This is a genomic window from Serratia sp. PGPR-27, assembly GCF_022678525.1.
Taxonomy (GTDB): domain Bacteria; phylum Pseudomonadota; class Gammaproteobacteria; order Enterobacterales; family Enterobacteriaceae; genus Serratia; species Serratia nematodiphila.
Genome location: NZ_JALBYS010000008.1, coordinates 109,283 through 132,548, shown reverse-complemented (window position 1 = coordinate 132,548; position 23,266 = coordinate 109,283). Strand labels below are relative to the sequence as shown.

Annotated in this window: 23 protein-coding genes, 1 tRNA gene and 3 other RNA genes; 10 read left to right on the top strand and 17 right to left on the bottom strand. The window is 61.2% G+C overall.

Annotated elements, in window-relative coordinates; genetic code table 11:
- Nucleotides 1-304 precede the first annotated feature (304 nt).
- The 4 genes from MMS95_RS07030 to MMS95_RS07015 all read left to right on the top strand — a co-directional run bounded on the left by MMS95_RS07030 (nt 305) and on the right by MMS95_RS07015 (nt 894).
- Nucleotides 305-394 (top strand) — tRNA-Ser (locus tag MMS95_RS07030).
- Nucleotides 395-440: 46 nt separating this feature from the next.
- A non-coding RNA gene (locus MMS95_RS07025) (RtT sRNA) lies at nt 441-560 on the top strand.
- Nucleotides 561-607: 47 nt separating this feature from the next.
- A non-coding RNA gene (locus MMS95_RS07020) (RtT sRNA) lies at nt 608-727 on the top strand.
- Nucleotides 728-774: 47 nt separating this feature from the next.
- Nucleotides 775-894: non-coding RNA, RtT sRNA (locus tag MMS95_RS07015), on the top strand.
- 51 nt (nt 895-945) lie between these two features.
- Here MMS95_RS07015 and MMS95_RS07010 read toward each other — a convergent pair.
- Nucleotides 946-1,302, bottom strand: a complete 357-nt coding sequence (locus MMS95_RS07010; protein WP_004928813.1) for a helix-turn-helix domain-containing protein — start codon at nt 1,300-1,302, stop codon at nt 946-948.
- A 295-nt stretch (nt 1,303-1,597) separates the two neighbouring features.
- Here MMS95_RS07010 and sdeA point away from each other — a divergent pair, with 295 nt between their 5' ends.
- Nucleotides 1,598-2,785: a multidrug efflux RND transporter periplasmic adaptor subunit SdeA gene (gene sdeA, locus MMS95_RS07005; RefSeq protein WP_044031464.1), complete on the top strand. Its 1,188-nt coding sequence runs from the start codon at nt 1,598-1,600 to the stop codon at nt 2,783-2,785.
- Nucleotides 2,786-2,809: 24 nt separating this feature from the next.
- Nucleotides 2,810-5,953 (top strand): multidrug efflux RND transporter permease subunit SdeB, encoded by a 3,144-nt coding sequence (sdeB, locus tag MMS95_RS07000; RefSeq protein WP_156865498.1) that lies wholly within the window; start codon nt 2,810-2,812, stop codon nt 5,951-5,953.
- Nucleotides 5,954-6,017: 64 nt separating this feature from the next.
- Here sdeB and MMS95_RS06995 read toward each other — a convergent pair whose 3' ends face one another.
- The 9 genes from MMS95_RS06995 to hinT form a co-directional block, all read right to left on the bottom strand.
- Nucleotides 6,018-6,497 carry an Rrf2 family transcriptional regulator gene (locus MMS95_RS06995; RefSeq protein ID WP_156865497.1) on the bottom strand — a complete coding sequence of 160 codons (480 nt, stop codon included), beginning with the start codon at nt 6,495-6,497 and terminating at the stop codon, nt 6,018-6,020.
- Between the two features lie 264 nt (nt 6,498-6,761).
- Nucleotides 6,762-7,298 carry a glycine zipper 2TM domain-containing protein gene (locus MMS95_RS06990; protein WP_004928798.1) on the bottom strand — a complete coding sequence of 179 codons (537 nt, stop codon included), beginning with the start codon at nt 7,296-7,298 and terminating at the stop codon, nt 6,762-6,764.
- A gap of 356 nt (nt 7,299-7,654) precedes the next feature.
- The gene (locus MMS95_RS06985; protein ID WP_004928794.1) at nt 7,655-8,959 is read right to left on the bottom strand and encodes an NAD(P)/FAD-dependent oxidoreductase; all 1,305 of its coding nucleotides are present in this window, start codon (nt 8,957-8,959) and stop codon (nt 7,655-7,657) included.
- Between the two features lie 332 nt (nt 8,960-9,291).
- The gene (gene ycfP / locus MMS95_RS06980; protein ID WP_015377468.1) at nt 9,292-9,834 is read right to left on the bottom strand and encodes an alpha/beta hydrolase YcfP; all 543 of its coding nucleotides are present in this window, start codon (nt 9,832-9,834) and stop codon (nt 9,292-9,294) included.
- Between the two features lie 79 nt (nt 9,835-9,913).
- A complete protein-coding gene (gene nagZ, locus MMS95_RS06975) occupies nt 9,914-10,933 on the bottom strand; it encodes a beta-N-acetylhexosaminidase (RefSeq protein WP_021504926.1) in 1,020 nt (339 codons plus the stop codon).
- 37 nt (nt 10,934-10,970) lie between these two features.
- On the bottom strand, nt 10,971-11,837 hold the full coding sequence (thiK, locus tag MMS95_RS06970) for a thiamine kinase (RefSeq protein ID WP_242141510.1): 867 nt from the start codon (nt 11,835-11,837) through the stop codon (nt 10,971-10,973).
- Complete coding sequence (gene lpoB / locus MMS95_RS06965; protein WP_156865495.1) at nt 11,818-12,408, bottom strand: penicillin-binding protein activator LpoB; 591 nt, start codon at nt 12,406-12,408, stop codon at nt 11,818-11,820. The genes thiK and lpoB overlap by 20 nt, the downstream gene beginning before the upstream one ends.
- A 26-nt stretch (nt 12,409-12,434) precedes the next feature.
- Nucleotides 12,435-12,830 (bottom strand): YcfL family protein, encoded by a 396-nt coding sequence (locus MMS95_RS06960; RefSeq protein WP_004928779.1) that lies wholly within the window; start codon nt 12,828-12,830, stop codon nt 12,435-12,437.
- A gap of 11 nt (nt 12,831-12,841) precedes the next feature.
- The gene (gene hinT, locus MMS95_RS06955) at nt 12,842-13,192 is read right to left on the bottom strand and encodes a purine nucleoside phosphoramidase (RefSeq protein WP_004928776.1); all 351 of its coding nucleotides are present in this window, start codon (nt 13,190-13,192) and stop codon (nt 12,842-12,844) included.
- 221 nt (nt 13,193-13,413) lie between these two features.
- Here hinT and MMS95_RS06950 point away from each other — a divergent pair, with 221 nt between their 5' ends.
- Nucleotides 13,414-14,319, top strand: coding sequence for a transporter substrate-binding domain-containing protein (locus MMS95_RS06950; RefSeq protein WP_049277620.1), 906 nt, complete (start codon nt 13,414-13,416; stop codon nt 14,317-14,319).
- Here MMS95_RS06950 and MMS95_RS06945 read toward each other — a convergent pair.
- Complete coding sequence (locus tag MMS95_RS06945; RefSeq protein WP_085336347.1) at nt 14,316-14,693, bottom strand: helix-turn-helix domain-containing protein; 378 nt, start codon at nt 14,691-14,693, stop codon at nt 14,316-14,318. The two genes, MMS95_RS06950 and MMS95_RS06945, sit on opposite strands and share 4 nt — an antisense overlap.
- A gap of 99 nt (nt 14,694-14,792) precedes the next feature.
- On the opposite strand from MMS95_RS06945, the gene MMS95_RS06940 reads away from it, so the two are divergent.
- Nucleotides 14,793-15,542: an SDR family oxidoreductase gene (locus MMS95_RS06940; protein ID WP_242141509.1), complete on the top strand. Its 750-nt coding sequence runs from the start codon at nt 14,793-14,795 to the stop codon at nt 15,540-15,542.
- A gap of 37 nt (nt 15,543-15,579) precedes the next feature.
- Here MMS95_RS06940 and MMS95_RS06935 read toward each other — a convergent pair whose 3' ends face one another.
- Nucleotides 15,580-16,884 carry an Nramp family divalent metal transporter gene (locus MMS95_RS06935; RefSeq protein ID WP_004928764.1) on the bottom strand — a complete coding sequence of 435 codons (1,305 nt, stop codon included), beginning with the start codon at nt 16,882-16,884 and terminating at the stop codon, nt 15,580-15,582.
- Nucleotides 16,885-17,114: 230 nt separating this feature from the next.
- On the opposite strand from MMS95_RS06935, the gene mntR reads away from it, so the two are divergent.
- Nucleotides 17,115-17,585, top strand: a complete 471-nt coding sequence (gene mntR, locus MMS95_RS06930) for a manganese-binding transcriptional regulator MntR (protein ID WP_015377460.1) — start codon at nt 17,115-17,117, stop codon at nt 17,583-17,585.
- A gap of 14 nt (nt 17,586-17,599) precedes the next feature.
- Nucleotides 17,600-17,965, top strand: coding sequence for a DUF4180 domain-containing protein (locus MMS95_RS06925; protein WP_242141508.1), 366 nt, complete (start codon nt 17,600-17,602; stop codon nt 17,963-17,965).
- A 56-nt stretch (nt 17,966-18,021) separates the two neighbouring features.
- Here MMS95_RS06925 and ptsG read toward each other — a convergent pair whose 3' ends face one another.
- The 5 genes from ptsG to mltG form a co-directional block, all read right to left on the bottom strand.
- Nucleotides 18,022-19,455, bottom strand: coding sequence for a PTS glucose transporter subunit IIBC (gene ptsG, locus MMS95_RS06920; protein ID WP_015377458.1), 1,434 nt, complete (start codon nt 19,453-19,455; stop codon nt 18,022-18,024).
- A gap of 343 nt (nt 19,456-19,798) precedes the next feature.
- Nucleotides 19,799-20,575, bottom strand: a complete 777-nt coding sequence (locus MMS95_RS06915; RefSeq protein ID WP_015377457.1) for a metal-dependent hydrolase — start codon at nt 20,573-20,575, stop codon at nt 19,799-19,801.
- 19 nt (nt 20,576-20,594) lie between these two features.
- Complete coding sequence (holB, locus tag MMS95_RS06910; protein ID WP_156865494.1) at nt 20,595-21,602, bottom strand: DNA polymerase III subunit delta'; 1,008 nt, start codon at nt 21,600-21,602, stop codon at nt 20,595-20,597.
- The gene (tmk, locus tag MMS95_RS06905) at nt 21,602-22,240 is read right to left on the bottom strand and encodes a dTMP kinase (RefSeq protein ID WP_033633352.1); all 639 of its coding nucleotides are present in this window, start codon (nt 22,238-22,240) and stop codon (nt 21,602-21,604) included. The genes holB and tmk overlap by 1 nt, the downstream gene beginning before the upstream one ends.
- On the bottom strand, nt 22,230-23,255 hold the full coding sequence (gene mltG / locus MMS95_RS06900) for an endolytic transglycosylase MltG (protein WP_103085690.1): 1,026 nt from the start codon (nt 23,253-23,255) through the stop codon (nt 22,230-22,232). Before mltG ends, tmk begins: the two co-directional genes overlap by 11 nt.
- Nucleotides 23,256-23,266 lie beyond the last annotated feature (11 nt).

The following is a 23,266-nucleotide window of genomic DNA, read 5'->3' as shown; positions in this document are numbered from 1 at the left end:
AGCCTCGACAGGGTTCGACAAAACGCCTGCGTTTTGGACCGCCAACGGCGGCCCGTAGGGTGAGCGCAGCGAATCAAGCCCACAGCCCGCGCCCGTAATTCCCATTTCCACCGGTTATCCACGAACCTTACTTCTAATTTTCCCACCTTTTCATGACTTCTGCCCTGTCGTTCGCCGCAGTTTCCAGCAAAGTGAACACGGCTTGAGCGGACGAACAAAAACACAGAAATTATTCTTGACCGGATCGGCCCCACTCCCTATAGTAGCGCCCCGTTGCAGCGATGATTTCGCAACAAAAAAATATGGTGAGGTGTCCGAGTGGCTGAAGGAGCACGCCTGGAAAGTGTGTATACGCGAAAGTGTATCGAGGGTTCGAATCCCTCCCTCACCGCCATATTCTACGAAGAAGCCTGAGCTCACGTTCAGGCTTTTTTGTATGCATAACGCACCGACCGGGAGGGTGAGAACCCTCGACAGGGTTCGACAAAACGCCTGCGTTTTGGACCGCCAATGGCGGCCCGCAGGGTGAGCGCAGCGAATCTATCCCTCCCTCACCGCCATATTCTAACGAGAAAGCCTGAGCGAAAGTTCAGGCTTTTTTGTATGCATAGCGCACCGTTCGGGAGGGTGAGAACCCTCGACAGGGTTCGACAAAACGCCTGCGTTTTGGACCGCCAACGGCGGCCCGCAGGGTGAGCGCAGCGAATCAATCCCTCCCTCACCGCCATATTCTAACGAGAAAGCCTGAGCGAAAGTTCAGGCTTTTTTGCATGCATAGCGCACCGACCGGGAGGGTGAGAACCCTCGATAGGGTTCGACAAAACGCCCGCGTTTTGGACCGCCAACGGCGGCCCGCAGGGTGAGCGCAGCGAATCTATCCCTCCCTCACCGCCATACAAAAAAGCCCGAACGCAAATTCAGGCTTTTTTTATCCCCCCCAACCGCTCAGTGGTGCGTGCGCCCCATTGATGCCGGCTGCGCCAGCGCGCGGCGCCAGTCGCCCGGCGTTTGGCCGAATTGGCGTTTGAAGCTGCGGTTGAACGACTGCTGTGAGTCGAAGCCGAGCGAGATCGCCACGCTGACGATAGGCTCGCCGCTGTTGGCCAGGCGCTCCGCCGACACTTTCAGTTTTTGCATGCGGATATACTCCCCCAGCGCGTAGCCGGTCTGGCGTTTGAACATGCGCTGCAGATGCCATTTGGAATAGCCCGCGCGATCCGCCACGGTGTTGATATCCAGTTTCTCTTCCAGATTGTTGTCGATCCACGCCTTCAAATCGGTAATAAAACCCGTAGTGTTCATGCAGATGCTCCCATCATTCGGCAGGGTCACCCTCTGCCCGATGCACATACGTTGCAACAGTTTCGCTTTAAATGCAATTTTTATTATTGCATTTATTGGAAAGCCGCCACTATACTCCACCCAATTAATGTAACCGATATTGATACATTAATGTGACACCAATGTGTTTCAAAACCTAACGTTGCGCCGCTGCACGGCGCAGCCGCCCCCTCACCGCACGCCGGCGCGGGGGTGAATCCCGGAGAACAGGGCCGGGTATGGGGCCTGACCGCGCTTACTTATCGGAATAAAAATAATGGCAAATCAACCAAACTCATCGTTCAACGCCGGCGGCCGCACGCGCGCCGTCGCTCTGGGTCAGCGGCTCTCCGGGGTGGCGCTGCTGGCCGCCCTGCTCGCCGGGTGCGACAACAGCGTCGCGCACAACGCCCCGCCACCGCCGCCGGTGGTCAGCGCCGCCAGCGTAGTGGTCAAGCCGATCAGCCAGTGGGATGCCTTCAACGGCCGGGTCGAAGCGGTGCAAAGCGTGCAACTGCGCCCGCGGGTTTCCGGCTACATCGAGCGGGTCAACTACACCGAAGGCGACGAGGTGAAGAAAGGCCAGGTGCTGTTCACTATCGACGATCGCACCTACCGCGCCGCGCGCGAACAGGCGCAGGCAGAGCTGGTGCGGGCGCGCAACCAGGCCGCCCTGGCGCGCAGCGAATCCTCGCGCACCGAGAAACTGATCGGCACTCAGGCCATCTCTCAGGAAGTATGGGAGCAGCGCCGGTCATCCGCCGCGCAGGCGCAAAGCAACGTGCTGGCGGCGCAGGCCCAGCTCGATATGGCGCAGCTGAATCTCGACTTTACCCGCGTTACCGCGCCGATTGACGGGCGCGCCAGCCGCGCGATGATCACCGCCGGCAACCTGGTCACCGCCGGCGACAGCGCCAGCGTGCTGACGACGCTGGTGTCGCTCGACAAGGTCTACGTCTATTTCGACGTGGATGAAGCCACCTTCCTGCGCTATCAGCAGCAAGGCCGGCACGATGCCCGCCTGCCGGTGAAAGTCGGCCTGGTAGGCGAAGACGGCACTCCGCATCAGGGGCTGGTGGACTTCACCGATAACCAACTGAACGCCGGGACCGGCACCATCCGCATGCGCGCCCTGCTCGACAACCGCGATCGCCGCTTCACGCCGGGGCTGTTCGCCCGGGTACAGATGCCCGGCAGCGCCGAGTTCAACGCCATGCTGATCGACGACAAAGCGGTGATGACCGACCAGAACCGCAAGTTCGTTTACATCGTCGATAAAGACGGCAAGGCGCAGCGCCGCGACATTGACGTGGGCCGCATGGCCGAAGGATTGCGCATCGTGCAGAAAGGGTTGGCAAACGGCGATCGGGTGATCGTCGACGGCATGCAGAAAGTGTTTATGCCGGGCATGCCGGTCGACGCGAAAGCCGTCGCCATGAACCCTATCGCCTCCACGCTTAACTAAGCTCCCAGCAGAGACTTCTGACCCATGGACTTTTCCCGCTTTTTCATCGACCGGCCGATCTTCGCCGCGGTGCTGTCGATACTGATTTTTGTCGCCGGGGTGATAGCCATCCCGCTGCTGCCGATCAGCGAGTACCCGGACGTGGTGCCGCCCAGCGTGCAGGTGCGTGCAGAATACCCGGGCGCCAACCCGAAAGAGATCGCTGAAACGGTGGCCACGCCGCTGGAAGAAGCGATCAACGGCGTCGAAAACATGATGTACATGAAATCGGTCGCCGGTTCCGACGGCGTACTGGTGACCACCGTCACCTTCCGCCCGGGCACCGATCCCGATCAGGCGCAGGTGCAGGTGCAAAACCGCGTGGCGCAGGCCGAAGCGCGCCTGCCGGAAGACGTGCGCCGCCAGGGCATCACCACCCAGAAACAGTCTCCGGCGCTGACGCTGGTGGTGCATCTGGTATCGCCTTCCGGCAAGTACGACTCGCTGTACCTGCGCAACTACGCCACCCTGAAGGTCAAGGATGAGCTGGCCCGTCTGCCGGGCGTCGGCCAGGTGCAGATCTTTGGCGCCGGCGAATACGCGATGCGCATCTGGCTCGATCCGAACAAGGTCGCCGCGCGCGGTCTGACCGCCTCCGACGTGGTGAGCGCCATGCAGGAGCAGAACGTGCAGGTCTCCGCCGGCCAGCTCGGCGCGGAGCCGATGCCGACGCGCAGCGACTATCTGCTGTCGATCAACGCCCAGGGGCGCCTGCAAACCGAAGAAGAGTTCGGCAACATCATTCTCAAGAGCGGTGATAACGGCGAGATCGTGCGGCTGCGCGACGTGGCGCGCATCGAAATGGGCTCCGGCAGCTACGCGCTGCGCGCCCAGCTCAATAACAAGGATGCGGTCGGCATCGGCATCTTCCAGTCGCCGGGCGCCAACGCCATCGAGCTGTCGGACGCGGTGCGCGGCAAGATGGCCGAGCTGGCGACCCGCTTCCCGGACGGCATGAGCTGGAAGTCGCCATACGACCCGACGGTATTCGTGCGCGACTCGATCCGCGCGGTGGTAGATACCCTGCTGGAAGCGGTGATCCTGGTGGTGCTGGTGGTCATTCTGTTCCTGCAGACCTGGCGCGCCTCGATCATTCCGCTGCTGGCGGTGCCGATCTCCGTGGTCGGCACCTTCGCCGCGCTGTATCTGCTGGGCTTCTCGCTCAACACCCTCAGCCTGTTCGGGCTGGTGCTGGCGATCGGCATCGTGGTGGATGACGCCATCGTGGTGGTGGAAAACGTCGAGCGTAATATCGAAGAGGGGCTGTCGCCGCTGGCGGCGGCGCACCAGGCGATGCGCGAGGTCTCCGGCCCGATCATCGCCATCGCCGTGGTGCTGTGCGCGGTGTTCGTGCCGATGGCGTTCCTTTCCGGCGTCACCGGCCAGTTCTACAAGCAGTTCGCCGTCACCATCGCCATCTCGACGGTGATCTCCGCCATCAACTCGCTGACCCTGTCACCGGCGCTGGCGGCGCGCTTGCTGAAGCCGCACGGCGCGCCGAAAGACCTGCCGTCGCGCCTGATCGACCGGCTGTTCGGCTGGCTGTTCCGGCCGTTCAACCGCTTCTTCGCCAGCGGTTCGCAACGCTACCAACAGGGCGTCTCCCGCGTGCTGGGCCGGCGCGGCGCAGTGTTCGTCGTCTACCTGCTGCTGCTGGCCGCCGCCGGCGTGATGTTCAAGACCGTGCCCGGCGGGTTTATCCCGACGCAGGACAAGCTGTATCTGATTGGCGGCGTGAAGATGCCGGAAGGCGCCTCGCTGGAACGCACCGATGCGGTGATCCGCAAGATGAGCGCCATCGGCCTGAGCGTGGACGGCGTCACCGATGCGGTGGCCTTCCCCGGCCTGAACGCGCTGCAGTTCACCAATACGCCGAATACCGGCACGGTGTTCTTCGCGCTGGAGTCGTTGAGCACCCGTACCCGCACCGCAGCGCAGATCAACGCCGAGATCAACGCGCGCATTTCGCAGATCCAGGAAGGCTTCGCCTTCTCGATCATGCCGCCGCCGATCCTCGGCATCGGCCAGGGTTCCGGCTATTCGCTGTACGTGCAAGATCGCGCAGGGCTGGGTTACGGCGCGCTGCAGACCGCGATCAACACGATGTCCGGCGCCATTATGCAAACGCCGGGCATGGGGTTCCCGATCTCCTCCTATCAGGCCAACGTGCCGCAGCTGGACGCCAAAATCGATCGCGACAAGGCCAAGGCGCAGGGGGTGCCGCTCAACGCGCTGTTCAGCACGCTGCAGACCTACCTCGGTTCGTCTTACATTAACGACTTCAACCGTTACGGCCGCACCTGGAAGGTGATGGCGCAGGCCGACGGCCAATTCCGCGACAGCGTGGAAGACATCGCCAACCTGCGCACCCGCAACGATAAGGGCGAAATGGTGCCGATCGGCAGTATGGTCAGCATCGGCACCACCTACGGCCCGGATCCGGTGATCCGTTACAACGGTTTCCCGGCAGCGGATCTGATCGGCGACGCCGATCCGCGCGTGCTCTCCTCTACCCAGGCGATGGGCGAGCTGACGCAGATGGCCGGCAAGCTGTTGCCGAACGGCATGAACATCCAGTGGACAGATCTGAGTTACCAGCAATCGACCCAGGGTAACGCCGCGCTGGTGGTGTTCCCGGTGGCGGTGCTGCTGGCGTTCCTCGCGCTGGCGGCGCTGTACGAAAGCTGGACGCTGCCGCTGGCGGTGATCCTGATCGTGCCGATGACCATGCTGTCGGCGCTGTTCGGCGTGTGGCTGACCGGCGGCGACAACAACGTGTTCGTTCAGGTCGGGCTGGTCGTCCTGATGGGGCTGGCCTGCAAAAACGCCATTCTGATCGTCGAGTTCGCCCGCGAACTGGAAATGCAGGGTAAAGGCATCGTCGAAGCGGCGCTGGAGGCCTGCCGCCTGCGGCTGCGGCCGATCGTGATGACCTCCATCGCCTTCATCGCCGGCACCATCCCGCTGATCCTTGGCCATGGCGCCGGCGCCGAAGTGCGCGGCGTCACCGGCATCACGGTGTTCTCCGGCATGCTGGGGGTCACCCTGTTCGGGCTGTTCCTGACGCCGGTGTTCTACGTCACCTTGCGGCGCCTGGTGGCGCGCAAAGCGCAGCCGCAGACGGCGTAATCATCATCCTGAAATGCAAAAAGGTCGGGCAATGCCCGACCTTTTTTATGCGCTCCATCCGGCATTATTTACCGGCGGCTTCAGCCTCTTGCGCGGCGGCGTATTCCGCGCAGGCGCGCTTGTCGCCCCGCTCCAGCTCGACCAGCGAGTCGGCCACGGTGTGGCGCGCCAGCACCGCGAGCGAAGCCTGCTCGGCCTCGTTCACCACCGATTTGAAATACCAGCAGGCGTTGGCGCTCACCAGGCAACGAGCCGGCACTTCAGGGCGGGAAGCCCAGATGCGCTTGTCGTCGATTACCGCCAGATAGATGTCCCGCAGGGTGATCTCTTCCGCCGGGCGGCCAAGGTGGATAGAGCCGTTTCGGCCCAGGGTGGAAACGATGATGCCGTCTTTGGTCAGCGGCACCATCAGTTTGCGGATAAAGCTGGGGTTGGCTTCCAGAGCGGCGGCGAGGGTGGCGCTCGTCGAACGCATGCCCTGCTTCTCAGCTACGGCGACGCTAAGGACCATTTGCAACGCTGTCGGAAAGCGAAAATCTAACATGTCGTTATCTCTGCGAGACGAAATACTCGGGTTTGGCCGGTGTGGCGATTGGCGCCGATAACACCGCTTAATTGCACAATAATATAACAAACGCAGGGGCTTTTTTGAAGTTTCGCCCAGCGATATCGCACGCAGACATTAGAACGATCGCAAACTTTTGGGCAGGCAGAAAACAGAAACCCGCGTCAATGTTAACGCCGCTCGCTTAACCGGGTTAAACGATCAGAACTAACACTGCCCGCGGGTTTAATTCGAATGTGGCGATCAGGCTCTGTTCAGCACCAGCTGGCCGTTTTTGTCCAACGGAATTTGCGTGCCCGGATCGTGATCCATGCGGATCTTGCCCTGCTGATTGCCGATCTTGTAGGTCACGTCATAGCCCAGCATTTTCTGGGACTTGTCGTAGACCGTTTTGCAACGCTGCTGAACGCTGGTGGTGACGTCGTTGTTCTGCATCGCCCCTTGCACCTGGTTACCGGCGTAGCCGCCGCCCAGCGCGCCCACCACGGTCGCCACGTCGCGCCCGCGACCGCCGCCGAACTGGTGGCCAATCACGCCGCCCGCCACTGCGCCCAGCACAGAGCCGGCGATGCGGTTTTCATCCTGCACCGGTGCACGGTGCGTGACGGTGACGTTGCGGCATTCCTGACGCGGCGTTTTGATGGTTTCTTTAATCGGTGTGGCGGCGAGCACCTGCGCATATTGCGGACCGGCAGAAAAGACGTCCAGGCTGGCTACCGCGGCAATCCCCAGAGCGGCAGCGATACCAATTCCAACACCGGCTAACATTGACTTGTTCACAGGAAACCTCCTGAAAGTGTTACCACGCATTTTTTCCGGGGTCTGTTACCGGCTGGCACCGCGCTTATTATTTTGCGCATGGGCGGCTGGCGGTATCCCGGTTTACGGCGTGCGCGACGCGCCGTCTGTAAACGAGGTAAAGTCTGCACAATGATCTGAAGGCCCGCAATAAGACAAGGGGACCAAAAATGCGGGAAAACGGCCGTTTTCCCGTTGTTTAGGAGGAATCTTAAGAATTTTACCCATATCGGCGACAGCTTATGCTGAAGAATCAAGCAACCGCCGCCGATCGCCTCGCGCCGCCATAAAAAAACCCGCGCGGGCGAACCGGCGCGGGTTGGTCGACAAAGGCGGGATCAGTGCATCTTCAGACGCGGACGGATCACCCGGTTAATGCCGCCCACCAGCATCATCAGGCCGGTTTTGATGTAGCCATGCAACGCGACCTGATGCATGCGGTACAGCGAGATGTAGACGAAGCGCGCGATGCGCCCTTCCACCATCATCGAACCGCGCATCAGGTTGCCCATCAGGCTGCCGACGGTGCTGAAGCGCGACAGCGACACCAGCGAGCCGTGATCTTTATACACGTAAGGCTTCAGCGTCTGGCCGTTCATCAACGCCAGAATATTGGTGGCGCAACGCGAAGCCATCTGGTGCGCCGACTGTGCGCGCGGCGGCACGAAACCGCCGCCCTCTTTCGGACAGGAAGCGCAGTCGCCGATGGCGAAGATGTTCGGATCGCGCGTGGTCTGCAGCGTCGGCTCCACCACCAGCTGGTTGATGCGGTTGGTTTCCAGGCCGCCGATGTCCTTCATAAAGTCCGGCGCCTTGATGCCGGCCGCCCACACCATCAGATCGGCGTCGATGAACTCGCCGCCCTTGGTGTTCAGGCCTTTGGCATCGGCGCTGGTCACCATGGTGTTGGTCAGCACGCGCACGCCCAGTTTGATCAGCTCCTGGTGCGCGGCGGCGGAAATACGCGGCGGCAGCGCCGGCAGGATGCGCTCGCCGGCTTCCACCAGCGTCACGTTGAGCGCGCTGTTGTCCAGGCCTTCAAAGCCGTAGCTGTGCAACTGCTTCACCGCGTTATGCAGTTCGGCGGACAGTTCAACGCCGGTGGCGCCGCCGCCGACGATAGCGATGTTGACCCGCTCTTTTTGCCCCGGCTGCGCCGAGAACTTCAGGAACAGGTTGAGCATTTCGTTGTGGAAACGACGTGCCTGATGGGGGTTATCCAGGAAGATGCAGTGCTCTTTCACGCCTGGCGTACCGAAATCGTTCGAGGTGCTGCCCAACGCCATCACCAGAATGTCGTACGGCAATTCGCGCGCCGGCACCAGCTCGCCGCCCTGCTCGTCGCAGATCTGCGCCAGCTGCAGCGTTTGCGTCTCACGGTTGATGTTGGTCAACGACCCCAGCTGGAAGCTGAAATGGTGATTGCGCGCGTGCGCCAGGTAGCTGAGCGCATCTACGCCGTCATCGAGGGAACCGGTCGCCACTTCGTGCAACAGCGGTTTCCACAAATGGCTGTGGTTGCGATCCACCAACGTGATCTCGGCTTTGTTCTTGCGGCCAAGTTTATGGCCCAGGCTGGTCGCCAGCTCCAAACCACCGGCGCCGCCGCCAACAATAACGATTTTCTTCTTTGGCGTTGTCAAAATAACCCCCTAAATGTGAACCATTTGTTATCCCAGGGTAAATAAATAATATCCTTAGAATACATAGGGTTCGCTTAAAATAAATCGGCTCTCTGCAGCCAGAATAGCATGTGAGGTTATTTGGTCATACCAAAATTGACGTACATCAAATTTTTTTGGTTAAAGGCTGGACGCGGGGATTTTTTGGGGATTGTGATTCAAATAGTTAGCGCTGAGTCACAGTTTTAAATTTTGCCGATTGCCACACAGAATCTTGCTTTGACGTACAAAAAAGCCGCACTTTCCGCCGGTGAAAAACGGGGCGCGCGGCTCGCGGCAGCGTTATGAAACTGTTAACCCAGCGCCTTGAACGCCTTGAGCCGCTGCAGATGCGGAGAGATGTTTTTGAACTTGTGCGTCTGCTGTTCATCCCACACGATCTCGTAGTAGTGATGCAGCAATTCGGCGCTGCGCCGGTTATCCAGCACCTCGTCGTGGCGCGACAGCACCACCAGACAGCGATCGCGGTTTTTCTCGCGGAAATCCTCCACGCACTTGGTGGCGATATCGCGATACTCTTCCGGCCGGTCTATCTTGCCGTGCATGTGCTCTTCCGGGTACAGGTTGGGATTGAACATCGCCTGGCGAATGCCGCACAGGAAGCCGATGCGCTCCGCCCAGAAGCCGCCGAGGCCAACCCCGCAGATCAACGGGTGCGCATCGCCGCCCTGCTGCACCGCCTTGTCCACCTCCTTCAACAGATGCTGCATGTCGTGACGCGGATGCAGCGTGCTGTAGCTGATAAAGCGCACGTCCGGATCGATAAACTGCAGCTGTAATACCTTTTCATGATTGCCGGGACTGGTGGAATCGAAGCCGTGCAAATAGATAATCATGTGGATCCTCGCAACAAGCCAAGGGCCGCGGGCGCGGCCCTCATCATTTCCGCTCTGCGCCGCGATGCGGCACCTGGATTCACCCTTGCGAACGCTGCTTGTGCTCCTCCCAACGCTCGCTCAACGCGCTGAGCGCCTTGTGCGCCTGCTGCCAGCGCTCGGAGTCACGCAGTTCCTGACGGGTGAACTGACCGCGATGATATAACCGCTTCACCTTCTCTGCTTTGACCGGGGACAGGTTATCCAACACGCTGACCGCACCGGCGCGGTTGTTGCACACCAGGATCATGTCGCATCCGGCATCCAGCGCCGCCTGGCCGCGCTCGGCGTAGCTCCCCATGATGGCGGCGCCTTCCATCGACAGATCGTCGGAGAAGATCACGCCGTCGAAGCCCAGCTCCTGACGCAGGATCTGCTGCAGCCAGTAAGGCGAGCCGCTGGCCGGACGCGGATCCGCTTCAGTATAGATGACGTGGGCCGGCATGACGGCGTCCAGCAGCTGGCGGTTGATCAGCTCGCGGAAGATCGCCATGTCGTGCTCGCGGATCTGCGCTAGCGGCCGCGGATCGCGCGGGGTTTCCTTGTGCGAATCGGCGCTGACGGCGCCGTGCCCCGGGAAGTGTTTGCCGGTGGTTTTCATGCCGGCGCTGTGCATGCCGAGGATAAAGCGCTCCGCCATCGCCAGCGCCTGCGGCGGATCGCTGTGGAACGAACGCTCGCCGATCGCCGCGCTGCCGTGGCCGATGTCCAGCACCGGCGCGAAGCTGATGTCGATATCCTGCGCGATCATCTCCGCCGCCATCAGCCAGCCGGCCTCCTGCGCCAGACGGCCGCCTTCCTGCGCATCGTGCAACGCGGCGAACGACTGCGCCGCCGGCAAACGGGTGAAACCCTCGCGGAAGCGCTGCACGCGCCCGCCCTCTTGGTCTACCGCCACCACCAGCCGATCGTGCGAGGCGGCGCGGATCTGGCGCACCAGCTCACGCAGTTGCTCCGCATCGTGGAAGTTACGGGTAAACAGGATCAATCCGCCAACCAGCGGGTGTTTCAAAATCTCGCGTTCTTCTGCATCCAGCTCGTAGCCGGCGACATCTAGCATTACTGGGCCCACGGGCACCTCACTTCATTTTGTTCGTTCAGAATTCGGATGATGATAAACAGAATCGCCGGCGCACCGCAGCGCCCCAGCGCAAAAATTCAACGTCGCCGCTCTGCTGCCAGCGCACTTCAAACCACAGCAGCATCAGATAATCCACCCACGGCAGCCAACGGCGCACCTGCGCCTGCAACCGGGTGACGTCGCGATAGCCCTGATGCGCGTAGTGCTGCAAAAAGCGCTGCTGCTGTTCGGCCGACCAGCCGTTGCTGCGAAACAGCGCGGCGATATCCAGCGCTATGTCGCCGTCGGCGGCATACTCCCAGTCGATCAGCCGCAGCTCTTCGCCGGTGGTGAGCAGATTGCCCGGATGGATATCCATGTGCAGCGGCGCCAGGCGCAGCGGCCGTGGCAAGGCGCTGCGTAAAAAATGACGCTGCAGGCGCAGCCAGGCGGGGGTTAAACGCCGCGTATCCAGCTGCTGCCAGTAGCGGAGGAATTGCCGCCGCAGATCCAGCCGGTAACCGCTGAGCGGCCGCCGATGCAGCGTCGCCACCATCGCCGCCAGCTCGCCGCGCTGATTCAGCGCGTCAAATTCGGAATTTGTGACGACGTCACCTTCAAGCCATTCGAGGATAAGCCACTGATTATTTTGTGCGAAAACCCGTGGCCCCAGCCCCGGCGCACAGCGACGCAGGACCTGCGCCTCCCGCCGCCTGCTCACGCCCAGCGCGCGTTTCTCCGCGCTATGTTGCCGCGCCAGCAGCGTGACGCCCGAACCGTCGATGCGCCAGCTCTCGCCGGTCAGCCCCTGCACCGGGCTGAAATGACAACCGGCGGTATTCACCGCCGGCAGTCTGGTTTCCATCAATCGTCGCAGCGCGGCCTCAGCGTTTAACGGCGCCATTGCCCGACCAGACGATCTCGCCGGTTTGCACCAGCATCAGCTGCATATCCAGCGCCGGTGACTTCACGTCGCCGCTGACATCGCTGTACAGCACGTACTGCGCGCCGACGATGCGCGCCAGGCCAATCGCCTTACTGCGCGAGCCGAAGCTGTCATCCGCCGACAGGCCCAGCGTTTGTCTGGCGCTGGTCAGCTTCGCTTCCGGCACCACGCTGAAAGTGGAGTTCGACGCCAACGCCTTGTACAGTGCCGCGGTGGCTTTGCCCATCTGCAGCGAGCCGTTGGTGTTGTTCTTGACGCTGTCCAACAGCAGCACGCTGCCGGCCGTGACGCCATCGGCCTTCAACATCTGCCCCACCAGCGGTTGAACGCTGCCCAGCCAGTCGAGCTGCTGGATTTTCGGCGGCTGCGGCACCGGCTCGGTAGTTGGCGGCTGCGGCTGCTCGATCGGCGGCGTCGGCTGATCCGGCTCGACGGTGACCGGCGGCAACGGTTGTTCCGGCTCAGGCGGGCGCGACAGACAGCCGCTCAGGGTTAATGCGGCCAGCGCCACTAAGACGTGCTTTTTCATGCTTTTTCTCCAAACCTGGCAAGCGCTTATAGGTACAGATACAGACGCGCGCTTTTAGCGTCCAGATTGCCGTTAATCGAGTAGATTTTGGCGTCCGAGTCGGGCGCCACCACGATCTCACGCGGTTTCTCGAAGGGGCGAATATCCAGCCCCTGCGCGTCGTACCAATAGAAACGGTAATGTACGGTGACCGGCGTCAGCTGACTGTTATTGAGCACCGAGGTTGCCATCACCCGCCCGGAAGCGTTCGAAATAGAGGGCGTGTCGGCCAGAATACCGGCGGTCAGCACCGAGGGATCCATCACCACCGTCTGCCCTTGGTTGACCGCGATGCCGGGCGGTGAGCTGCATCCCATCAACAACGCGGCGGGCAGCGCCAACGCCAACGCCATCAGACCACGCAGAGTTTTTTTACCGCGCATGATTTCCTCGCTTAACGTGACAGCAGCGGCCCCAGCGAGCGGCCACCGACCAGGTGCATATGAATATGATAGACCTCCTGACCGGCGTGGCGGTTGCAGTTGACGATCAGGCGGTAGCCGTCCTCGGCGATGCCTTCCTGTTCGGCGATTTTCGCCGCGGCGGTGATCATGCGGCCCAGCGCAGCTTCGTGCTCCACGGTCACGTCGTTGACGGTTGGGATCAACACGTTGGGAACGATCAGCACATGGGTGGGCGCCTGGGGGGAGATGTCACGGAAAGCGGTCACCAGTTCATCCTGGTAAACCACATCAGCAGGGATTTCGCGGCGGATAATTTTACTGAAAATCGTTTCTTCGGCCATCTGGCGTTCCTTGTTTTACACAATTAGCTGTACGCAGTATGAGTGACAAATTCTACTGCTTTCAACCTGATTGCGCACTTTCCACGTCGAGTGCTGCAGATTCACGCAGCCCGGCCCCCCACTTGTGCATCTTTTCACTTTGGTTATTCACTATTGTTGCTTTACTTGCCCCGCGCCGCCGCCAATAGTAACTCCATGATTAACAAAGGATAGAGGGCGTTATGTTACCGAGAATTTCAGCGCTGTGCGCGCTGTTGCTGAGCGCCGCCGTGCAGGCGGCCCCGTCGGGCGGTATCGACCTGCAGGCTAACCGACAACCGATACACGCAGAGAAGAATCCCGCCGCTATCGCGCTGATCCCGGCGAACTTTCACTTCGCGGTGCCAGGCAAGCTGACGGTGGCGGTGGCATTCGAGAACTCCCCGCCGCTGGCGCTGTTCGCCGAAGACAATAAAACGCTGATCGGCAGCGATCCGGACATCGCCCGCCTGGTGGCCGATAGCCTCGGACTGGAGCTGAATCTGGTGCCCACCTCCTGGGAAGATTGGCCGCTGGGCATCAGCACGGGCAAATACGATGCGGCAATCTTCAACATCGCCGTCACCAAACAGCGTAAAACCAAATTCGACTTCGCCACTTACCGAGTGGACACGCTGGGCTTTTACGTCAAATCCACCAGCCACATCACCGCGATCAACCGGCCGCAGGACGTCGCCGGTCTGCGGATCATCGTCGGATCCGGCACCAATCAGGAAAACATTCTGCTGGGATGGGATAAGCAAAATCGCGCCGCCGGGCTGCCACCGGTACAGCCGATCTACGTGACCGACGACGCCGCCACCAACCTGAGCATTCAGTCCGGGCGCGCCGATGCGTTCTTCGGCCCCCACTCCACCGGCGCCTACAAGGCGGCTCTGACCGGCAAAACCAAAATGGTCGGCATCGGCCCCAACGTGGCCTATGTCGCGGTCACCACCAAAAAAGGCAACGGGCTGGTGAACGCCGTCAACGCCGCGATCAATGGCGCGATCGTCAGCGGCGAATATGCGCAGGTGCTGGAACGTTGGGGCGAAGGCGACGAAAAGGTCGAGCGTTCAACCATCAACCCGCCGGGCATCGGCGACTAGCCGCCGATCAGCTGCGGCGCATGCCGACGCATCCACTCGGCCAGCGAGTCCAGCGTTGGCCGCAGCGATTTGCCCAGCGCGGTGACCTGATACTCCACCCGCGGCGGCACTTCGGGAAACACCTGCCGCGTCACCAGGCCGCGCTGTTCGAACAGCCGCAGCTGGCGCGTCAGCTCCTTCTGCGCAATGGGCGCCACCGCCCGCTGCAGCTCGCTGAATCGCACCGGGCCGTCGATCATGATCAGCCGGTACAAGATCGGTATCGCCCATTTGCCCGACACCAGATTGACGAAGTCCACCATCGGACAGGATTCGCCCGCCGTCGGCAACGCCGCCAAATTATTTTCCGCCGCTAAAGGCGCTTGCGCCGTCATTTCATCCCTCCTCGTCCTTTAGTATCCAAAAGGTGCCTACTATGCAAAAGGAACTATAGCGCAAATAATGCCGCAACAGACGCTAAAGAGGAATCGGTTATGTCACGACTGCAAGGCAAATACGCATTGATTACCGGCGGCACCAGCGGCATCGGGCTGGAAACCGCTCGCCAGTTCATCGCCGAGGGCGCTTTGGTTGCGATCACCGGCCGCAGCCAACGCGCCCTGGACGCGGCGGGCCAGGCATTGGCGGGCAAGGCGCTGTTGCTGCTGAGCGACGCCGGCGACATCCCACAGCAGCGCGCGCTGGCGCAGCAGTTGGAGCAGCGGTGGCCGCGGCTGGACGTGCTGTACGTTAACGCCGGCGACGTCACGCATCGCCCGCTGCAGGAGTGGGATGAGCAAAGCTATCAGCGGCTGATGGACATCAACCTGAAGGGGCCGTTCTTTCTGATCCAGGCGCTGCTGCCGCTGCTGGCCAACCCTTCTTCGGTGATCCTGTGCGGTTCGGTCAGCGCCCATATCGGCCTGCCGCAGAGCAGCGCCTACGCCGCCAGCAAAGCCGGTTTGTTATCGCTGGCCAGAACGCTCTCCGGCGAGCTGCACGCGCGCGGCATTCGTGTCAACGGCCTCAGCCCCGGCCCGACCGAAACCCCGGCATTGGGTAAACTGGGGTTGGCGGAAGCTGACGAGCGGGCCTTGCGCGACGATATCCGCGCGCTGGTGCCGATCGGCCGCATGGGCAGCGCGCTGGAGCTGGCCAAAGCGGCGGTGTTTCTGGCGGCGGACGAGTCGGCCTTTATGGTCGGCGCGGAGCTGCAAATGGACGGCGGCGTGGGGAATTTATAATTTAGCGACGCGGCCGCGCCCCGCGCGGCCCGCAAGATCACCCCAGTCCAGGGATATCGACGCCGAAAGTCTGCAGCAGCAACACCACGTTGAGCAGCACGATCACCACCGTGCCGACCACCGCCGCCAGACTGGTCCAGCGGCCGTTGGCGAACTCGCCCATGATGTCGCGGCGGCGGGTGAACATCACCAGCGCGATCATCGGCGCCGGCAGCGCCAGGCTCAGCACCACCTGGCTATAGACCAGCGCATCGGTGGCGTTGACGCCCATCGCCACCACGATAAACGCCGGCACCATGGTCACCAGGCGGCGCACCCACACCGGGATGCGGAAGCCGACAAAGCCCTGCATGATCATCTGCCCGGCCATGGTGCCCACCACCGAGCTGGAAATGCCGGAGGCGATCAGCGAAGCCAGGAAGATGCCGGCCGCCGCCGCGCCGAACAGTGGCGTCAGCGTATGGTAGGCAGTGCCGATTTCGGCCACGTCGCTGTTACCGGCGTGGAAGGCGCTCGAGGCCATGATCACCATCGCAATATTCACCAGCCCGGCAAGCGCCAGCGCGATCACCACTTCAATATTGGAAAAACGCAGCAGCTTGCGCCGCTCGCCGTTGTCGCTGGCGGGGCTGCGGTGCTGAGTCAATCCCGAGTGCAGGAAAATGGCGTGCGGCATCACGGTGGCGCCGATAATGCCGACGGCGATGGTCAGCGCCTGGGCATCCGGCAACTGCGGCGTCACCATGCCGAGGCCGGCCGCCTGCCAGTCCACCGGCACGATGAACATCTCCACCAGGTAGCACAGCGCGATGATGCCCACCAGGCCGCCAATCATCAGCTCGACCGGGCGGAAACCTTTCTTTTCCACCATCAACAGCGCATAAGTGATCACCGCCGTCACCCCCATCCCCGCCAGCAGCGGCATGTGGAACAGCAGCGCCAGCGCGATCGCCCCGCCGAGAAACTCCGCCAGATCGGTGGCCATCGCCGCCACTTCGCTGAGCAGCCACATGCCGATCACCACCGGCCGTGAGAACTGGTCGCGGCACATCTCCGCCAGATTGCGGTTGGTGACGATGCCCAGTTTGGCCGACAGCGCCTGGAACAGCATGGCGATCAGGTTGGCCATCACCACCACCCACAGCAGGCTGTAGCCGTATTTCGCCCCGGCCTGAATGTTGGTGGCGAAATTACCGGGATCCATATAGGCGATAGAGGCAATCACCGCCGGGCCGGCGAACAGCAACGGCGTGAAGGCGCCGCGCTTGCGTCCGGCAAGGGCGGCACCAATCGCGATGTTGGTCCGTTCGGTTAACGATGGGGTGGTTGCCGCGTCACGCATGAATTACCCTCAATCTTTTACTGGTTATTTTTCCACCGGTCATGCTGACAATGTAGCATCGGCTACACTTTATGCAACAGGCGAAATTCATGGGCTTTGTGTAGAGATATTTCTAACTACCACAATGCGTGGCATCGAATTGATAATGTGTGCTATTTGGACTAACTTAGGGCAACACTCCCCGCATTGCCGGGAGACGCCATTTTTATGCTTACAGGACGCCCCACGCTATGGTTACCCGCGCGCCAGATAACGCCGACCGCTCCGCCCTGACCGACATGCCGGACGAGGCCGAGCACGCCCTGCGTTTTAGCCGCGCCCGCGAAGCGCAGTCCAATGCGCTGATCGAAGATTACGTTGAGCTGATCGCCGATTTGCTGCAAAGCACCCGCGAAGCCAGAACCACCGATATCGCGCGCCGTTTCGGCGTGTCTCACCCGACGGCGATCAAAAATATCGCGCGGCTAAAAAGCGCTGGGCTGGTGGAATCGCGCCCTTATCGCGGGGTGTTTTTAACCGAGGAAGGCGAGCAGCTGGCGCAGAAGGTGCGCCGCCGCCACCGCATCGTGGTCGATCTGCTGATGTGCCTCGGGGTGCCGAGCGAAACCGCCGAGCTGGACAGCGAAGGGATTGAACACCATATCTCGGACGAAACGCTGGCGGTGTTCGAGCATTACCTGCAGCAGCACGCCAAACCCTGAGCCCCGGAGCGCCGATGAGCTACGCCGTGCAGCAAATTCATGATCTGCGCTTGGTGGTTTTCGCCGAGGCCGGGCCGATGTTGAAAGACGAAAACGACGTCAGCCTGTTTATCGCGCCCGCCTTTGAACACGAGGCCGGGATGATTGCCCTCCCCGTCAACCGCCTGGACGCCACCTTTTTCCAGCTCAGAAGCGGCATTGCCGGCGCCGTATTGCAGAAATTCATCAACTACCGCCTGCGCGTGGCGCTGCTGGGCGATATCACTCCCTGGCTGGCACAAAGCAACGCGCTACAAGATTTTGTGCGTGAAGCCAATCGCGGCGAACAGGTCTGGTTCCTCCCTTCTCTCGCTGAACTAAATCAGCGCCTTGGCGCCTGAAAGCAGGCAATAAAAAAGGGAGGCTTTCGCCTCCCTTGGTAACTCCCCTGCCTGAATCAGTGATTACGGATGTATTCGTCCATATCGGTTTTCAGGTTGTCGGACTTGGTGCCGAAGATGGCCTGCACGCCAGAGCCAGCGACGACTACGCCGGCTGCGCCCAGTTTCTTCAGGCCCGCCTGGTCAACTTTGGACACGTCGGCCACGCTGACGCGCAGACGGGTGATGCAAGCATCCAGGTTAGTGATGTTTTCTTTGCCGCCGAAGGCCTGAACCAGCGCCGCGGACATTTCGGAACCGCCCTGCGCAGACTGCTCGGCAGCGGTGTCTTCACGGCCTGGCGTTTTCAGATCCAGCTTGGCGATCAGCACGCGGAAGATGGTGTAGTACACCAGACCGTAGACGATGCCGACGATTGGGAACAGCCAGATTTTGCTGCTGTTGCCGCTCAGTACGATAAAGTCGATCAGGCCGTGCGAGAAGCTGGTGCCGTCACGCATGCCCAACAGGATGCAGATTGGGAACGCCAGACCGGCCAGGATAGCGTGGATCACGTACAGGATCGGCGCGACGAACATGAAGGAGAACTCGATCGGCTCGGTGATACCGGTCAGGAACGAGGTCAGCGCGGCGGAGATCATGATGCCGCCGACTTTCGCGCGGTTTTCCGGCTTGGCCGAGTGCCAGATGGCGATGGCCGCAGCAGGCAGACCGTACATTTTGAACAGGAAGCCGCCGGACAGTTTGCCCGCGGTTGGGTCACCCGCCATGTAACGAGGGATGTCGCCGTGGAACACCTGACCCGCCGCGTTGGTGAATTCACCGATTTGCATCTGGAACGGTACGTTCCAGATGTGGTGCAGACCGAACGGCACCAGAGCACGCTCAACCACGCCGTAGATGCCGAAGGCCACGACCGGGTTCTGGTAAGCCGCCCACTGCGAGAAGGTCTGGATAGCCGTACCGATCGGCGGCCAGATGAAGGACAGCACTACGCCCAGAACGATCGCCGCCAGACCGGAAATGATCGGCACGAAACGCTTACCGGCAAAGAAGCCCAGGTATTCCGGCAGTTGAATGCGGAAGAAGCGGTTGAACATATAGGCCGCGATGGCGCCGGAGATAATCCCCCCGAGCACGCCGGTATCCGCCAGGTGTTTGGCCGCAATCTCTTCAGCCGGCAGGTGCAGCACCAGCGGCGCAACCACCGCCATGGTTTTCACCATGATGCCATAAGCCACCACCGCCGCCAGCGCGGAAACGCCGTCGTTGTTGGTGAAGCCCAAGGCGACGCCGATAGCGAAAATCAACGGCATGTTGGCGAAGACCGAACCGCCCGCTTCCGCCATCACGTGGGAGACTACCGCAGGTAGCCAGCTAAAGTTGGCGGAACCGACGCCCAGCAGGATACCTGCGATAGGCAACACGGACACCGGCAGCATGAGCGATTTACCTACTTTTTGCAGGTTTGCAAATGCGTTCTTGAACATAGTTGAGTGTGCTCCTGAGTAATAATGCTTTGCTACTTCTTGTCGCGATACGTCGCGCTGCAAGGGGGGGAGAAAAACCCCTGCAATTCAGGGTGTCTGAGCACCCCTTGAATTTATTACGCAGAGTAAAATAAATAGCCTGCGCAATGTTTGATGACAATCACGTTTCGATGATCGAGCCGCGGTAACTTTGCATAAACCGGCTGTTTTTTGGCAAAACAGACCAAAAAACACGCACCGAACAACCTGAAACGGGAGGGAACCTTACCCGTTTCAGTGATTAATTACGAGCTCAAAAAAAATTATGCAGACAATGACCTACAGCTATAGCCTAGGTCAAAGATCACAGATCGAGGTGAAATAAGCGTGAAAAGTTGGCAGTGGTGGCTTCGGCCAGCTGTTCCAGGCTAACGCCCTTCAATACCGCCATGTATTCAGCCACATCGCGCACATAGGCGGGTTGGTTTTCTTTGCCGCGATGCGGCACCGGTGCCAGGTAAGGCGAGTCGGTTTCCACCAGAATGCGATCCAGCGGCACGTAACGTGCCACTTCGCGCAGCTGTTCGGCATTACGGAAGGTCACGATACCGGAGAAAGAGATGTAGAAGCCCAGATCCAGCAAGGCTTCGGCCGTGGCCAGATCTTCGGTGAAGCAGTGCAGCACGCCGCCGCAGTCCTGTGCATTCTCTTCACGCAGGATCGCCAGCGTGTCCGCGCGCGCGTCGCGGGTGTGGACGATCACCGGCTTGTTCAGATCCCGGCCGATGCGGATATGCTCGCGGAAAGAGTCCTGCTGCAGCTCAAGGTTATCCTTCTGGTAGAAGTAATCGAGCCCGGTCTCCCCCAGCGCCACCACCTGCTCCGCCGCCGCCAGGCGGCGCAGCTCGGCATAATCATAGCCTTCTTCCAGGTTGAGCGGATGCACCCCGCAGGAGAAGGCCACATCGTCGCGCTGGCCGATCAGTTCGGTCATGGAGCGGTAGCCCGGCAGCGTGGTGGCGACCGCCAGCACATAGCCGACGTCGCGCGCTTTGGCCTTGGCCAGCGCATCGTCCACATTCTGGTGCAGCGTCTGATAATCCAGACTGTCAAGGTGGCAATGAGAATCGACTAACAACATAATTTTTAACTCTTTAACTTTACAGCGAGTGAGGGTGGGAATAGCCGGCGGCGCCAAGCATCTGTTCCCAGCGAAGTAACCGTTCGGTCAGCAGCAGCTCGCGGTTAACGCCCACCACGCTGAGCAGCTGGTGACGGCAGTTCAGCCACTGCTGCACGATCTGCTGCAGCGAGGCGCTGCTCAGCAGGCTGGCCAGCTGATGCACCAGCGGTTGCTGATCCTGATTCAATACATAGTGATGCGCGCCTTGCTGCCACTTCATGGCGTCCACCAGCAGCGCGCACAGCCAGTGCAGGCGCTCAGCGACGTCTTCATGGTTCAGCACCGGCAGAAGCGACAGCATATCGCGCTGCGGCAGCGCGGCGCTCAACGCGGCACACAGCGCGCTGCGCTGCTGCCACTGCTGTGGCTGCAACAGCTGTTCGGCGGCCAGCGGCGCGCCGTCGTGCAGGCGCAGCGCCGTGAGGCGGTCCGTCTGAGAGCCGGCCGCCTGTCGGCCCAGCCACTGCAGGCTGAGCTGCTCCTCCGGGCTGGCCAAATGCCAGTACAGGCAGCGGCTGCGCAGCGTCGCCATCAGCCGCGACGGCTCACGGCAACCCAGCAGGAAATAGGTTTTCTCCGGCGGCTCTTCCAGCGTTTTAAGCAGCGCGTTGGCCGCCGCCTCGGTCAGCTGTTCCGCCTGCGGCAGCCAAATCACCTTGGCGCCGCCCTGCTGCGCGTGGGCATACAACGTTTCAATCACCTGGCGGATCGGTTCGATGCCCAGGCTGCTCTTGCCCTTTTCCGGCGCCAGCACGTGATAATCCGGGTGGTTGCCCGCCAGCATCAGCCGACAGCTGTGACACTCGCCGCAGCTTTTTTCGCCGTTGCGCTGCTGACAGATCAACCAACGGCTCAGGCCATAGGTCAGCGCATCGTCACCGTTGCCCGGCGCCGCGTGCAGCAGCAGCGCATGATGGCCGCGCCCCTCGGCGTACTGCCCAATCAGCTGGCGATAAGGGCCATTCAGCCACGGATACCAGTTCATTATGCGCCTTCCTGCTGCCGCAACCAGTGGCCGACGCAGTCGCGGATCGCCGCCGTCACCTGCTCCAGCGGCTGGGCAGCGTTAACGGTGACGATGGTTTCATCCTGCGCCGCCAGCTCGAGATAGCGCGCGCGGGTGCGTTCGAAGAACGGCAGCGCCTCCTGTTCAATGCGATCCAGCTGGCCGCGCGCCTGTGCGCGTTGCAGGCCGACCAGCGGCGGCAGATCGAGATAAACCGTCAGATCCGGGCGGAAATCCCCCAGCACGGTGTCGCGCAGCGAGGCCATCAGCTGCGGATCTACGCCACGGCCACCGCCCTGGTAAGCCTGTGAAGAGAGATCGTGGCGATCGCCCACCACCCAGGCGCCGCGCGCCAGAGCCGGTTTAATCACTGTTTCCACCAGCTGCACGCGCGCGGCGTACAGCATCAATACTTCGGCCTTGATGGTCGGCAATTCGCCGTCGATGCCGCGCTTGAACAGATCGCGCAGTTTCTCCGCCAGCGGCGTGCCGCCGGGTTCACGGGTGAAGACGATGTCGCTGACGCCGTGTTCGCGCAACACATTGACCACCGTATCGCGCGCGGTGGTCTTGCCCGCGCCTTCCAGCCCTTCGATAACAACGAATTTACTTTTCATTCTTTTCCTTTAACGCCTGACGGTACACGCGCACCGCCTGGTTATGGCTCGCCAGATTGGTGGTGAAGGTATGCCCACCCTTGCCGTCAGCGACAAAATAGAGATAAGGCGTTTTGGCCGGATTGGCAGCCGCCTGCAACGAGGCCTCACCCGGCATGGCGATCGGCGTTGGCGGCAGGCCGGCGATCACATAGGTGTTATAAGGCGTCGGCGTCTCCAGATCCTTGCGCGTGATGTTGCCATTATAGCTTTCGCCCATGCCGTAGATCACCGTCGGATCGGTCTGCAGACGCATGCCGATACGCAAGCGGTTGACGAACACCGACGCCACCTTGCTGCGCTCTTCCGGGACCGCGGTCTCTTTCTCGACGATCGAAGCCATGGTCAGCAGCTCCTCCGGCGTTTTGTACGGCAGGCTGGTGTCGCGGCCGGCCCAGGCGGCCTGCAGCGCTTTGTTCATGCGCACGTGCGCGCGTTTGAGCAACGCGATGTCGCTCATGCCGGCGGTATACTGATAGGTATCCGGGTACAAATGCCCTTCCGGGGTTTCTCCCGCAGGGATGCCGAGCGCAGCGGCGATCTCCGCTTCGCTCTTGCCCGCCAGGGTGTGTTTCAGGTATTTGGACTGCTGCAACACCTGCTGCCAGTCACGCAGGCGTGAGCCTTCGATAAAGCGTGCGGTGAACTGTGCCTCTTTGCCGCTGGCCAACAGTTTCAGCATCTGACGCACCGTCATGCCCGGCGTGAACCGGTAGGTACCGGCTTTAAATTCCGCCAGCTCCGGCTCCAGCTTCAGCAGCCACTGGAACCAGCGGCCATTGTGCACCAATTTGTCGCGCACCAGTAACCCTTCGAGCGCTACCCGGCCAGTGCCGGCCGGCAGTTTGAAGATGGTCTCTTGCTGGATGGCCAGCGGCGTATCGGCAAAGCGTTCGATCTTCTGATAGCCCCAAAACAGCAGCGCCAATGCCAGAACAACAATAACAGACAGGACCTTCAGCTTTCTTTTCTTCATCAATTAGCCAT

Bases quoted from the DNA above. Each gene is read 5' to 3' on its own strand.
- MMS95_RS06945 (WP_085336347.1), bottom strand. From the start codon at position 14,693: ATGACGGCGCAAGCGCCTTTAGCGGCGGAAAATAATTTGGCGGCGTTG.
- lpoB (WP_156865495.1), bottom strand. From the start codon at position 12,408: ATGAAAAAGCACGTCTTAGTGGCGCTGGCCGCATTAACCCTGAGCGGC.
- holB (WP_156865494.1), bottom strand. From the start codon at position 21,602: ATGAACTGGTATCCGTGGCTGAATGGCCCTTATCGCCAGCTGATTGGG.
- MMS95_RS06950 (WP_049277620.1), top strand. From the start codon at position 13,414: ATGTTACCGAGAATTTCAGCGCTGTGCGCGCTGTTGCTGAGCGCCGCC.
- MMS95_RS06915 (WP_015377457.1), bottom strand. From the start codon at position 20,575: ATGTTGTTAGTCGATTCTCATTGCCACCTTGACAGTCTGGATTATCAG.
- MMS95_RS06960 (WP_004928779.1), bottom strand. From the start codon at position 12,830: ATGCGCGGTAAAAAAACTCTGCGTGGTCTGATGGCGTTGGCGTTGGCG.
- mltG (WP_103085690.1), bottom strand. From the start codon at position 23,255: ATGAAGAAAAGAAAGCTGAAGGTCCTGTCTGTTATTGTTGTTCTGGCA.
- ptsG (WP_015377458.1), bottom strand. From the start codon at position 19,455: ATGTTCAAGAACGCATTTGCAAACCTGCAAAAAGTAGGTAAATCGCTC.
- MMS95_RS06995 (WP_156865497.1), bottom strand. From the start codon at position 6,497: ATGTTAGATTTTCGCTTTCCGACAGCGTTGCAAATGGTCCTTAGCGTC.
- ycfP (WP_015377468.1), bottom strand. From the start codon at position 9,834: ATGATTATCTATTTGCACGGCTTCGATTCCACCAGTCCCGGCAATCAT.
- sdeB (WP_156865498.1), top strand. From the start codon at position 2,810: ATGGACTTTTCCCGCTTTTTCATCGACCGGCCGATCTTCGCCGCGGTG.
- tmk (WP_033633352.1), bottom strand. From the start codon at position 22,240: ATGAAAAGTAAATTCGTTGTTATCGAAGGGCTGGAAGGCGCGGGCAAG.
- MMS95_RS06940 (WP_242141509.1), top strand. From the start codon at position 14,793: ATGTCACGACTGCAAGGCAAATACGCATTGATTACCGGCGGCACCAGC.
- MMS95_RS06925 (WP_242141508.1), top strand. From the start codon at position 17,600: ATGAGCTACGCCGTGCAGCAAATTCATGATCTGCGCTTGGTGGTTTTC.
- nagZ (WP_021504926.1), bottom strand. From the start codon at position 10,933: ATGCTAGATGTCGCCGGCTACGAGCTGGATGCAGAAGAACGCGAGATT.
- MMS95_RS06935 (WP_004928764.1), bottom strand. From the start codon at position 16,884: ATGCGTGACGCGGCAACCACCCCATCGTTAACCGAACGGACCAACATC.
- hinT (WP_004928776.1), bottom strand. From the start codon at position 13,192: ATGGCCGAAGAAACGATTTTCAGTAAAATTATCCGCCGCGAAATCCCT.
- thiK (WP_242141510.1), bottom strand. From the start codon at position 11,837: ATGGCGCCGTTAAACGCTGAGGCCGCGCTGCGACGATTGATGGAAACC.
- MMS95_RS07010 (WP_004928813.1), bottom strand. From the start codon at position 1,302: ATGAACACTACGGGTTTTATTACCGATTTGAAGGCGTGGATCGACAAC.
- mntR (WP_015377460.1), top strand. From the start codon at position 17,115: ATGGTTACCCGCGCGCCAGATAACGCCGACCGCTCCGCCCTGACCGAC.
- sdeA (WP_044031464.1), top strand. From the start codon at position 1,598: ATGGCAAATCAACCAAACTCATCGTTCAACGCCGGCGGCCGCACGCGC.